The following is an 11,862-nucleotide window of genomic DNA, read 5'->3' as shown; positions in this document are numbered from 1 at the left end:
CCATATGTCCATATAGATTTGTCAGCTAACAATAAATCGACTTATTGTTTATCAATTTAGCTTCATATTAATGAACTAGCGACACAAGGTACAGCTGAAATTAGTTAATTTTGCATTTGTGACTTTGATCTGTATCAAGCACCGTTTAAAGTTGGTTGTACTTAGATGAATTCTTGATTAAAATACTAATACGAATTATTTCTATTAAGGTGTTTTGGCTGTGTCCCAAATTCTCATTGTCGATGACGATGTACAACTGTGTGAATTATTAACTGAAGTATTGCTTGAAGATGGCTATGAAGTGCATAGCGTACATTGTGGTGAAACGGCATTAGACTACATACAGTCGCATCCCGTTGATCTGGTATTACTCGATGTTATGTTACCCAATATTAATGGCTTACAGGTGGCAAGACGTATATGCCAGCGCTTTGCTACGCCGATTTTAATGCTAACAGCATTAGCCGATGAAACTGCGATGCTCGATTGCTTACAAGCGGGCGCAGATCAGTATATTGCCAAACCTTATCATGTGCCTGAATTATTAACCCGCATTCAAGTTATGTTACGCCGTGTCGGTTTAGAAAAACAAAGACAAAATTTGGGTAATGAGAGTTCAATTCTCACCCAGTTATCACGTTTATCGCTGACTGGAACAGAAGCGGAGTTACTTGAATACCTTGTATCTCGCCACGAAATTGTAGTATCGAAAGGTGAATTGCAAAAACAAGTATTAAAGAAAGATTTATGTCCGTTCGATCGTAATCTGGATATGCACATTAGTAATATACGTCGCAAGATGGTGCAATCAGGTCTGTCTAAATTACATATTAAGACGGTACGTGGTAAAGGTTACAGCTTTTTTGAACACGTGGGCAGTATGGCGGTATGAGTTGGAATTGTTCAAAAATCGTAAGGAAATGGTTTTTTTTAGGTGATCGCCAAGGACTGGCATTTCGTTTATTCAGCTATTTTGCCATTACCCTCGTATTGATCCTCAGCTTACAAAGTATTGCGGAAATGGCGTTAGTGCGCGTGTTATTACATTTACCTACAACTGTTAAAACAGAAATGTTAGGACTTGCTGAGCAGGCTAATAAGCTGCTTGATAATAAAGACGCTGAAGGCAATATAGACCGAGCTAAACTTGCCGCGTGGGAAGCGACACAAGCGAGTTATTTATTTGTGCTTAATGACGATCTCGAAGAGGTCAGCTCGCGTATTATGCATCCACACTTTAAATTTAAACTGCGTTTCATTCGGCAACTCGATAGCATTTTAGAAAAACATGTTAGTAAGCCTGTTATTGGTTTACCTTTACGCCCCGGTTATCAACTTGTCGTGCAGTTTTCTGATAAGCAACATCCCGCCCATTACTTCCCTTATTACTTTGCGGCGATCCAATTTGTGATCACTAGTATATTACTCGCTATTTTTTCATTATTGCTGGCACGGCATTTACAACAACCTTTGCATCGATTACAAGCCGCCAGTCGCGGGCTTGCTGAAGGTGACTTTAGTATTCGAGTCTCTCATCGGGTCGGTAATAGTGTGACCGAGTTCAATCAGCTGGCCCAAGATCTAGATGATATGGCAGAGTATATTAATCATTTAATCGGCAAACAGAAAAAGCTGATCACTGACGTATCACATGAATTAAGAACCCCCCTAGCAAGGCATAGCTTGGTACTACATTTGTTGCGTAAACGCTGTCCTGAAGAAGTCGGAGAGTTATTAGATAAGTTAGATCATGAGTCGGCAGAAATGAATAACTTAGTGAGTGAGATATTGGAGTTTAGTCGTTTAGACCATGAAAACGTATCAGTGAAGCTTATACCAACACAGCTTGAATCCTTGTGTCAGATCCAAGTGATGCAAAATGAAATCGCTTTAAAACCACAACAATCTTTAAATGTGGAATTAGATAATGCCACCTCGATGGTGCTTGCTGACAGTCGGTTATGTTTAAGAGCGATTAAAAATGTGCTTGAGAATGCAATCAAATACGCCGGTGAAAGTGCCACCATTGAACTAAGCGTTCGTCAGCAAGCACAGTATGTTGAAGTCATTATTGCAGATGACGGTATTGGTATTCCCATAGCGCAATTAGAGCGCGTATTTGATCCGTTCGTGCGTATTGAGCAAGCGAGGACGAAACAGTCGGGTGGTTATGGACTCGGACTTGCTATTGTAAAGGAAGCGATGATTATCATGCGTGGTGAAGCGGTTGCGGAACTTAATGTAAATAATGGCGTCATCGTGAAATTACGATTTCCTATCTAATAATGGTTATTAACTAATGCTTATTTATAAAAACGGCTTGTTTCAATATGAAATAAGCCGTTTTTATATGCAGGCTCGCTTAATAAATGCGCACATCCTATCTTGCCGTAAACTTTCGATTTAGCTCAATTGCAAAGAATGTAAATTTCATGCAAATGGTAATGATTATCAATTAGAATCCTGTTCATCAAGTCGACCTACAGAAGTAGGCGTGAAATTCAAATTAATAAAAATGAATCGGAGATAACGGAATATGTTTTGTAAAACTCGATTAGCTGTCGTCATTGCGACGGTACTTGCAGCGCCAGGTGCTTACTCTACTGAAACAGTAGACACAGATGAGCACATGGAAGTTGTCGGTCGTGATTATGGCTTTAAAGTTGATACTAATAGTACCGCAATGCGTGTTGAAGCAACACAGCTTGAAACTCCAGGGCAAGTAACTGTTATTGACGAGCAGCTAATTGATGAGCAGCGCGCGAGTACGTTAGGTGACGTACTGAAAAACGATTCAAGTATTTCTGCTGGTGGTGTAAGCCGTAATCGTGAATCTTTTTCACTGCGTGGTTTCTCACTAGATAGTGGTAGTGGTTTCTTGCGTGATGGTAAGCAACATTGGTCTCATTACCGCCAACCTATCGAACTGCTAGAGCGAGTTGAAGTATTAAAAGGTCCTGCAGGCCTACTTTACGGTAAATCAGCACCAGGCGGCTTAGTGAATATGGTTTCGAAAAAACCAACTTACGAAACGCAAGTTAACATCAGTCAAGATTTAGGTTCTAACAATGATTCACGTACAACTGCGGATGTAAGTGGTTCATTAAATGATGACCAAACATTACGTGCCCGTGCTGTTGTATCAAAGCAGAGCTACGATTCATGGCGTACATACAGCGATGGTAGCACGCCGTCGACAGAACGTTTTGTTGGTGGCTTATTTGTTGATTACGACTTAAATGACAAAGTAACTTTATCAGTGCATTACGATAAAACCAATGATAACGGCAGTGTTGATTCTGGCGCTTATATTGTTGATGGCAAGCCTGTCGGAGGTGAAAAATTTATCTGGGATGCTGACTGGTCTACGATTGAAAATGATGTTGAGAACATTGGTTTTGATGTTGCGGCACAATTGTCTGATAACTGGAACATGAAGTTAGGTTATAACAACCAAGATTTTAAACGTCGTGATACTGAGAGTTTTACTAATCCAGTCCCTAATAAAGATGGCGACATTACTTATAGTGGTTATGATCGTTTTGATCACTGGGAGTTTAATACTGCGTTTGTTGATTTTGTCGGTGAGTTTGATGCATTCGGTATGCAACATCAGACCTTGATTGGTGCGAACTGGTTAGGTTATTACTACCTTGGTCAAACGCATAAAATTGGCGGACAAACAGCTAAGCCAGGTGATGCTTTAGATAAACCAGCTGGTTTGGATTACAGTAAAGGTGCGCTGAAAGATCCAACGGAGCGCGATTCTTACGGTATTTATGTTCAAGACATGATAACGGTTAATGAGCAATGGCAAGTACTCGCTGGTTTACGTTTTGATCGTGAAGTTAATTCTAAAGATACTTACAATAATTTATTACCGAAGCTAGGACTGATTTATCATCCGAAAGAAAATGGCTCTATCTATGTTACTTATTCTGAAAGTTTTGAGCCAAAAGATGCTATTGATGACATTAACGACATTAATAACGGCATGGAACTAGATCCTGTTAAAGGCAAGCTATATGAACTTGGTTCTAAATGGGAACTGATGGATAACCAGCTATTTGTATCAGGTGCAATCTTCGATATTACTCAAGAAAATATCATTATTAACCAAAAAGTAACCACAGTCCCAGGTAAGGACTCTGAAACGACACAAGCAGGTAAACAAGTTCATCGTGGTGCTGAATTCAGCGCAATGGGTTATGTAAGCGAAGCTATCTCACTTAGCGGTTCAATGACGTATCTAGATGCAACAATTCATGATGAATTTGATTCTTCTATTGATGGAAATCGTCCTGCGGATGTGCCTGAGTTCTCAGCAAGTGTTTGGAGTCGCTACTCGTTTGCGAATAACACAGATGTAAACTTAGGTGCTATCTATGTTGGTGAGCGTTTCGGTGACGAGAAAAATACTTATAAGAAAGACGCTTACACACGTTTTGATACCGGCATTGCCCACACCATTAATTACGATAAAGACATGGATCTAGTACTACGTTTCAACATTGAAAACTTGTTTGATACCGATTACTTAGCCGGTGGTAGCCAAACGAAAACCATCGTTGGTGAAGGCCGTAACTACATGGCTTCAATTCAATTACGTTACTAAGAATACAGGTGACTATATGCTAAGCGACTATATGCTAAGTAAATATACGCTCAAGCTAAATAGCTAAACCTTCATAAACAGCAGCAATCGACTCTTGGATCCCATAGATGTCGGTTGTTGCTTTTTGTGGTTTTATTCCTTTTTAAATTTTAACTCGAATGTAGATTACTTATGCTTAAAAATAAAACTTACTCTCTGGTTCTCGTTGCTGCTCTGAGCAGTGTTACGTTTAGCAATGTTGTGCTTGCGCAAACTAATGGCAGCACGCAAGCGATTGATAGTGCCCAAGCACTCACTGAAAAAATGAATAATACGGCGGCCCACAGTCAGCATAAAATTGATAACAGTGCAGATCGTACTTTAAGCATGCAAGCAGAAATTGAACGACTACAGGAAGAGGTTGATAACTTAGCTGTATATCGTAACCATCTTATTAAATTAGTGCACAATCAAAATCAAGAGTTGAATAGTTTAGATGAACAACTAGCAGGGATTAAAAATACCCGCCAAGGCATAGTCCCCTTGATGTATAAAATGATCACCGGTTTAGAAGAGATAATTAATACTGGTAAGCCAATTAAAAAGCAGCAACGTTTAGCGCGCCTAGACAAATTAAACGCGATGATGGGTCAAGCGGATGTGAGCGATGCAGAAAAATACCGCCGCATCTTAGAAGCGTATCAAATCGAAATTGACTACGGCACTAAATTAGGTGTGTATCAAGGTGAAATCGCACTAACGTCAGTTGCTCAATCTATCACTGTTGATTTACTCCACCTCGGTCGTATCGCCTTTGTGGCGCGCAGCTTAGACAGCCAAAGCTATTGGCAGTGGCATGATGATCGTCAAGAGTGGGTGACGATCACTGAACAGACTGATGCTATCGACAAAGCCTTCAAAATGGCCAATAAACAAATTGCGCCAAGCTTAATTTCTCTTCCTGTGACAACTGCGCAACGTGTAGGTAATGCCCAATGAAACAATTCTTAACAAAAACATTGCTATTAAGCGTGATCACCGCCAGTTCATTTTCTCTGACTGTTAATCCTGCACTGGCTGCTGCTACGCAGAATAATGACGCGCAAGCAGTGAGTAAACAATTACTTGACGATACTAAACAAGATAATAAACAGCTGACTACAGCGTTAAAACAGCGTGAAGCTGGCTTTAAATTAACCGAACAGCAAATTAAGCAGCAACGTAAGACATTATTAGCAACGCAACGTCAACTGCAAAATGAAACAGAAGCCTTGAGCCAGCAGTTTACTGAAAATGAAGAAAAACTCGCTAAGCAAGAAACGCGCTTACGTTTAGAAACGGGTAGCTTAGGGGAGTTATTTGGCGTTGTACGTCAATCAGCGAAACAACTAAGCAGTGAAGTTAATACGGCTGTAACCGCTATCGACAGTGCGACGTTTGCACCGGTTATCGCGGATATTGTTGCGGCTAAAACATTACCATCAATGGTGCAATTAACAGGGCTGTGGTCTGGATTAACAGAGCAAATAAAAGCCAGTGGTGAAATTAAAACAGTGAACGTTGCTGTTATTGATGGTGCCGGGCAATTAGCCACTAAACCTGTTGTACGCTTAGGTAGTATGGGGATTGTTGATGAACAAGGTTATTTAGCTTGGAATGGCGATAAGCAAACCGCGACAGCTTACCTAAAGCAACCTGAAAATGCGCCTACAGCGCTTAGTTTAGCAACGCCCGAGGTGACAGGGAATGTGGTTGTGTTGGACCCATCACGTGGTTTGATGTTGGCGCAGTTAGAAAATACGCCGACACTAAAAGACCGTTTACAAAATGGCGGCACAGTTGGCTATGTGATCATTTCCTTACTGGTGGTTGGTTTATTGATCGCGGCTGTTCAAGGTATGAAATTAGTATTGACTCGCCGTCAAATCAAACAGCAATTAGCGGATCCTAGCGTAATCGGTAACAACCCATTAGGTCGTATTTTAAAAGTGTATGTAGATAGCAACGCGAAATCTGCATTACATCATAGTACTGAAGCGTTAGAGCTACGCTTAATGGAAGTCGTGGTTGATGAACAGCAAGGCTTAGAGAAAGGTCTCTCTATGCTGAAACTACTGGCTGCATTGGCACCTATGCTGGGTTTACTGGGTACAGTAACAGGTATGATTGAAACCTTCCAAGTGATCACCCAGTTTGGTAATGGCGATCCGAAAGTGATGGCAGGTGGTATCTCAATGGCGCTGATCACGACGGTATTAGGTCTAGTGGCTGCGATGCCGTTATTACTTGCCCACAATATCCTTAGTACCCAAGCCGATAATATTCGCGATACCTTAGAAAAACAAGGCATTAGTTTGGTTGCCCAAGAAGCTGAGAAGTTGGCTGTGGCAGCGGTCAATGACGCTAATGTAGCAGATCTTTCGCAGCAGCCTATCTCGCAACAAGCTCTTTCAAAACCACTTACTTCACAACGAGTAGGCTAACGGATGCATTTTGATATGAGTTCAATTGATTGGCTGGAAAGCGTCAATCAATTTATGCAGCAAGGAGGGCCAATCTTGTATTGGCTTGCTGCTATTGTGATGCTGTGTTGGTGTTGCGTGATGGAGCGCTTATTGTATCTGTATTGCTATTTCCCTGCTCAGCAACGCGATTGGTTAGCCCGTTGGGGCGCGCGTACAGAGCAAGGCTCTTGGCATGCTCACGCTATACGTGGTGGTTGGTTATTACAGGCGCAACAAGCGCTGCAGCAAAATCTTAATTTTTTGAAAGTGCTGGTGGCAATTTGCCCTATGTTAGGGCTGTTAGGTACTGTTACTGGCATGATCAGTGTATTTGATGTCATGGCGACATTGGGTAGCAGTGAACCTAAGTTAATGGCAGCTGGGATCTCGCTAGCGACATTACCGACAATGGCGGGAATGGTTGCGGCATTGGCGGGGATGTTTGCCCATGCTCGTTTAAGCAAAGCTTGTGATACACGTTATAACAGATTAGAAAAATTATTAAGACCATCTATTAATAAAGACTATTTAAAAAGGAAAGCGCATGAGATTTAATCGCCGTTCAGCCGCTCGTGAAGATGCACAAATTGATATGACCTCGATGTTAGATATTGTTTTTATCATGCTGATCTTTTTTATTGTCACCAGCTCATTTGTGCGTGAATCAGGTGTTGAAGTTAATCGTCCTCAGGCCAGCAATGTGGTTAGCCAAGCAGGCGCAGGTATCTTTATCGCGATCACCTCGAATAATGATATTTATATTGATAAACGCATGGTTGATGTCGAGCGTGTGCAAGCCACTCTTGAGCATTTATTGCTTTCTCAACCGGATGCGTCTTTGGTGATCCAAGCCGATGAACATGCCTTTAATGGTACGGTCGTTAAAGTGATGGATGCTGCCAACGGTGCTGGCGTTAATGGTATCGCATTGGCGGCGGAGAAGTCTTAATGTTACGTTTTTTAATGGCGATACCTTTGGCGTTAGGCATGACATTGGGTCTATTCACTATGATGGCTTGGATGGTTGATAACGGCCACTCGGGCAAACCTGAAGAGTCCAACGCGCAGGCGTTTGATATCGTCATGGTTGAGCAAGAACGTGATGTTAACCGTCGTCAGCGCGCATTACCTGAGCAGCCTATAAATGCGCCGCCACCGACAGATAGCGTGCCCGTTGCCAATGCCGAAGCAAAAACCTTAGCCTTGCCGGATATGCCTGTACTTGGTATCGATATGGCGGGTATTGGTGTTGAGGTCGGTTTGCCCGCAATTGGCGAATTTAGTGCTAATCAGCAAGCTATGCCTTTGTATCGTGTCGAGCCGCGTTACCCTTCTCGGGCGATGAAACAAGGTGCCCAAGGCTGGGTCAAAATGTCATTCACTATTGATACTTTGGGTCGTCCGGTAGATATTAAAGTGCTGGATGCCAAACCAAGACGTTTATTTGAAAGATCGGCAGTGAAAGCATTAAGAAAATGGAAGTATCAACCCAAATTGGAAGAGGGTAAAGCGATAATGCAAGTTAACCAAACACTGACCTTGGAGTTTAAATTAGAGCGATGAATTTACGATTTTTAACTGTTTATAAAACCAAGCGACGCATAGGTAAAACTGACTTAAGCAAGCTGAAACTTAATTGGCTGTTGGCTCTGACGTGTTTTTTCACCGCATCGGCTTATGCGAACCCTCCACAGTTAACGCAATTTATTGCTGGTAAGATCCAAGCGGCGCAAGCGCTGCAGCAACAAGAACGTTACCGTGATGCGATTGAATTATTGACTGATTTAACCCCGAGACAAGCTTATGATAAAGCTTTTGTACAGCGTGTCTTAGGCATTTTTCATTGGCAACAAGAAAATACTCAAGAAGCGGTAAAGTATTTATCCTTAGCGGTTGATAGCCAGTTATTGCCTAAGCAACAAGCTTGGGTAACGCAGCGTATGGTTGCTGATATTTTACTCAGTCAGCAGCAGTATAGACAGGCGTTACCGCATTACTATGTGCTCGTGAATGACTATGCGTTAATCGATGGTGTGCTTGTCAATACGGCTGTTGATGGTGATAAACATGACCATAAAAATGCAGCTAACGGTAAGCCAAAAAAAGCAGATATTAAACTAAATGAATTTACCGAATTATGGCTACGCATCGCCCAAACCCATTACCAATTACGCGAATGGGACAAGGTTCTGAGTGCTGTTAATTCGTATGAAGGTTTAAATAACCAAGGCGATCAAGTCCAAGCGTTAAATTTACAACTAACCGCACAATCACAATTGCAGCGCTGGCCTGCTGCGATTGATACACTCGATCGTATTATCGCTGTTGAACCGGATAAATTATTATGGTGGCAGCAACTGGCTGGTTTACAGCTACGAACATCACAGCCAGCCGCGGCATTAACAACATTGATTTTAGCCCAACGCCAGGGACTTGAACTCAGTGCCGCAGAGCGCCGTACGCTAGCGCAGCTGTATGCACAGCAGGGTATACCGGAACAAGCGGCATTAGAATTAGCTGCTTTAGCAAAAGAAACCGCTGATAATGATAAACGTCAGGTCTTGTTAGTTGAGCAAGCACGGTATTGGCAGATGGCAAAAGAATGGCAATACGCCATTAACACATGGCGTGATGTCGTTAGCTTGTCTGAAGGCAATACAGGGGAATACCGATGGCCCTTAGCACAATTGTTATTGCAACAAGGGCGTTATGAAGCTGCGTTGCTTGAACTAAATCACACTCAAATCCAGCAACATAAAAGTAGCAAAGAGCTGGCCGCGATCGAATTAGCCAAAGTACGTGCTTATTATAAACTGCAGCAATACGATCGGGCGATAACACACGCCAAACTCGCACAACATATCGTGCCATCGGCGAGTGCAAAAGGCTGGCTTAACTACCTGCAGCAAGTGCAACAGATTAATAGTTAACTGCGGAGTAAAGCTAACAACGCGCATTCAATAATCTGGGTATCATTTAGCGGCTTATATTTTTCTTGTTGTTTTAACGCTTCAAGCATATTTTTATGGGTTTTACTGAGTTTTAGATAATGACTGTTGGCATCTAAAGCCGCTAAATTTTGAGTTTGTAATGACTCCGTGATCACGCGTAAATAGGCTGGGCGTAGGTGAGTGCTTAATACCGTGAAGTATTGCTCAGGGTCTTTGCCTTGATATTCTGTCACCGCGATCTGCACCGCGATAGACACGTTATTGTCGATAAAAATTTCATCAAGCTGCTTCATAGCTATATCAGCCGTGACTTTGCGGCTGAGTTTACGGGCGTCATCGTTAGAAATTTTTGATGAAGAATGGTTAGGGTTCGTCACGTTATTGATACCTGTTAATGTTGTTATTTATAGCGCGTTATTTATTTCTAAATGGTTGCGTTAGCATGCGCTGTACTTGGCATTCTTTTGGATCTCGAAAATAAGGTAAACCTATTTCCATATTCTGATGACCTAATTTAGGTTGTGCTTGATAGCTGCCAAACAGGCGATCCCACCAAGCTAAGCAAAAGCCAAAATTACGATTAGTTTCATGACTGTTTGTCGAGTGGTGGATACGGTGCATATCAGGTGTTACTAAAATTGTACGGATATAGCGATCCAGCTTACTTGGTAGGCGGATGTTACTGTGGTTAAACATCGCGGTTAAGTTTAATAGCATTTCAAATAGTACCACTGCAATAGCGGGTACACCAAGGGCGATAATGACTGCAATCTTTATGAGCATAGAAAGTACAATCTCAATGGGATGAAAGCGGATCGCTGTCGTCACGTCTATATCAAGGTCACTGTGATGCATACGGTGTAAACGCCATAAGAACGGTACTTGATGAAAAATCTTGTGTTGGAAATAAATGGCAGCATCAAGCAGCATGATTGAAACCAAGATAAGGATTGTTTCATTTATTGTGGCATCTAAATTTGCTAAGGAGAACAGTCCCCATTGCTGTTGTTCAGCCAAGACTGCTGCATCAATGGCAAGAACAGGAATAAATAATTTTAGTGTTAGATTATTAATGAGCACTATCGCGAGGTTATTACCCCAGCGTTGCCACTTTGAAGCGGTTAGTGGGCGTTTGGGTTTATAGTACTCGCCGATGGCTAATAAGATAAGTAAGCCGATAAACGCGCTCGCACGAAGCATATTACTGTTCGCAATAAACCATTCACTCATAAACACTCCAAATGCGCTACTCAATACGTTATATTACGATGTTTATGTCGGAATAGACATATATCAATTACAACTAAATAGCGGATACGTAAAATGATCAACATATTATTACCGTGTATTATTTTGAGGTCTTTTTATGGACACTATTCCAAGTTTTATGACAGCGCAACACCGCCATTGCGATGATTCATTTATTGCTGCAGAGTCGGCTGTATCCGCAAATGATTGGGCGCAGGCAAATAGTCAGTGGTCGATATTTACGACTGATCTCGAGTTGCATTTGACACTGGAAGAATCAATTTTATTTCCTGCATTTGAACAAGCGACTGGTATGACAATGGGACCAACCCAAGTTATGCGTGCTGAGCATGCTCAAATGCGCCAATTGGTTGAAGAGATGAGTCAGCAGCTGAAAGCTCAGAGCAGCGCAGACTTCTTAGGGTTATCTGAAACGCTGATGATTTTAATGCAGCAGCACAATATGAAAGAAGAACAAATCTTATATAACATAATGGACCAGCGACTACCTGATGATGTTAACGAGTGGCAGAAAAAATTTAATGACTGGAACAAGCAATAATGC

12 protein-coding genes are annotated in these 11,862 nt (G+C 41.9%); 10 read left to right on the top strand and 2 right to left on the bottom strand.

Features of this window, described 5'->3' with window-relative positions; all coding sequences use genetic code 11:
• The first annotated feature begins 220 nt into the window (after positions 1 to 220).
• From QNK26_RS06005 to QNK26_RS05965, 9 genes are all read left to right on the top strand, one after another.
• Positions 221 to 892: a response regulator transcription factor gene (locus QNK26_RS06005; protein ID WP_319221518.1), complete on the top strand. Its 672-nt coding sequence runs from the start codon at positions 221 to 223 to the stop codon at positions 890 to 892.
• Positions 889 to 2,283 carry an ATP-binding protein gene (locus QNK26_RS06000; RefSeq protein WP_319221517.1) on the top strand — a complete coding sequence of 465 codons (1,395 nt, stop codon included), beginning with the start codon at positions 889 to 891 and terminating at the stop codon, positions 2,281 to 2,283. The genes QNK26_RS06005 and QNK26_RS06000 overlap by 4 nt, the downstream gene beginning before the upstream one ends.
• 253 nt (positions 2,284 to 2,536) lie before the next feature.
• Positions 2,537 to 4,615 carry a TonB-dependent siderophore receptor gene (locus QNK26_RS05995; RefSeq protein ID WP_319221516.1) on the top strand — a complete coding sequence of 693 codons (2,079 nt, stop codon included), beginning with the start codon at positions 2,537 to 2,539 and terminating at the stop codon, positions 4,613 to 4,615.
• Positions 4,616 to 4,786: 171 nt separating this feature from the next.
• Positions 4,787 to 5,593, top strand: a complete 807-nt coding sequence (locus QNK26_RS05990) for a DUF3450 domain-containing protein (RefSeq protein ID WP_319221514.1) — start codon at positions 4,787 to 4,789, stop codon at positions 5,591 to 5,593.
• Entirely contained in the window at positions 5,590 to 7,077 is a 1,488-nt protein-coding gene (locus tag QNK26_RS05985) for a MotA/TolQ/ExbB proton channel family protein (protein ID WP_319221513.1), read from the top strand. The genes QNK26_RS05990 and QNK26_RS05985 overlap by 4 nt, the downstream gene beginning before the upstream one ends.
• Before the next feature lie 15 nt (positions 7,078 to 7,092).
• Positions 7,093 to 7,653, top strand: a complete 561-nt coding sequence (locus QNK26_RS05980; protein ID WP_413816350.1) for a MotA/TolQ/ExbB proton channel family protein — start codon at positions 7,093 to 7,095, stop codon at positions 7,651 to 7,653.
• Positions 7,643 to 8,047, top strand: coding sequence for an ExbD/TolR family protein (locus QNK26_RS05975; protein ID WP_019439279.1), 405 nt, complete (start codon positions 7,643 to 7,645; stop codon positions 8,045 to 8,047). The genes QNK26_RS05980 and QNK26_RS05975 overlap by 11 nt, the downstream gene beginning before the upstream one ends.
• Entirely contained in the window at positions 8,047 to 8,661 is a 615-nt protein-coding gene (locus QNK26_RS05970) for an energy transducer TonB (protein WP_319221511.1), read from the top strand. Before QNK26_RS05975 ends, QNK26_RS05970 begins: the two co-directional genes overlap by 1 nt.
• A complete protein-coding gene (locus tag QNK26_RS05965) occupies positions 8,658 to 10,028 on the top strand; it encodes a bacterial transcriptional activator domain-containing protein (protein WP_319221510.1) in 1,371 nt (456 codons plus the stop codon). Before QNK26_RS05970 ends, QNK26_RS05965 begins: the two co-directional genes overlap by 4 nt.
• On the opposite strand, the gene QNK26_RS05960 is transcribed toward QNK26_RS05965, so the two are convergent.
• Complete coding sequence (locus QNK26_RS05960) at positions 10,025 to 10,426, bottom strand: hypothetical protein (protein WP_319221509.1); 402 nt, start codon at positions 10,424 to 10,426, stop codon at positions 10,025 to 10,027. The genes QNK26_RS05965 and QNK26_RS05960 overlap by 4 nt on opposite strands.
• Positions 10,427 to 10,463: 37 nt before the next feature.
• Positions 10,464 to 11,279 carry a sterol desaturase family protein gene (locus QNK26_RS05955; protein WP_319221508.1) on the bottom strand — a complete coding sequence of 272 codons (816 nt, stop codon included), beginning with the start codon at positions 11,277 to 11,279 and terminating at the stop codon, positions 10,464 to 10,466.
• Positions 11,280 to 11,415: 136 nt separating this feature from the next.
• Here QNK26_RS05955 and QNK26_RS05950 point away from each other — a divergent pair, with 136 nt between their 5' ends.
• Positions 11,416 to 11,859: a hemerythrin domain-containing protein gene (locus tag QNK26_RS05950; RefSeq protein ID WP_319221507.1), complete on the top strand. Its 444-nt coding sequence runs from the start codon at positions 11,416 to 11,418 to the stop codon at positions 11,857 to 11,859.
• The last annotated feature ends 3 nt before the right edge of the window (positions 11,860 to 11,862 follow it).

It is taken from the genome of Moritella sp. (assembly GCF_033791185.1).
Classification (GTDB): domain Bacteria; phylum Pseudomonadota; class Gammaproteobacteria; order Enterobacterales; family Moritellaceae; genus Moritella.
This window is presented reverse-complemented; position numbering and strand designations above follow the sequence as displayed.

Bases quoted from the DNA above. Each gene is read 5' to 3' on its own strand.
- QNK26_RS06000 (WP_319221517.1), top strand. From the start codon at position 889: ATGAGTTGGAATTGTTCAAAAATCGTAAGGAAATGGTTTTTTTTAGGT.
- QNK26_RS05995 (WP_319221516.1), top strand. From the start codon at position 2,537: ATGTTTTGTAAAACTCGATTAGCTGTCGTCATTGCGACGGTACTTGCA.
- QNK26_RS05990 (WP_319221514.1), top strand. From the start codon at position 4,787: ATGCTTAAAAATAAAACTTACTCTCTGGTTCTCGTTGCTGCTCTGAGC.
- QNK26_RS05985 (WP_319221513.1), top strand. From the start codon at position 5,590: ATGAAACAATTCTTAACAAAAACATTGCTATTAAGCGTGATCACCGCC.
- QNK26_RS05980 (WP_413816350.1), top strand. From the start codon at position 7,093: ATGAGTTCAATTGATTGGCTGGAAAGCGTCAATCAATTTATGCAGCAA.
- QNK26_RS05975 (WP_019439279.1), top strand. From the start codon at position 7,643: ATGAGATTTAATCGCCGTTCAGCCGCTCGTGAAGATGCACAAATTGAT.
- QNK26_RS05970 (WP_319221511.1), top strand. From the start codon at position 8,047: ATGTTACGTTTTTTAATGGCGATACCTTTGGCGTTAGGCATGACATTG.
- QNK26_RS05965 (WP_319221510.1), top strand. From the start codon at position 8,658: ATGAATTTACGATTTTTAACTGTTTATAAAACCAAGCGACGCATAGGT.
- QNK26_RS05955 (WP_319221508.1), bottom strand. From the start codon at position 11,279: ATGAGTGAATGGTTTATTGCGAACAGTAATATGCTTCGTGCGAGCGCG.
- QNK26_RS05950 (WP_319221507.1), top strand. From the start codon at position 11,416: ATGGACACTATTCCAAGTTTTATGACAGCGCAACACCGCCATTGCGAT.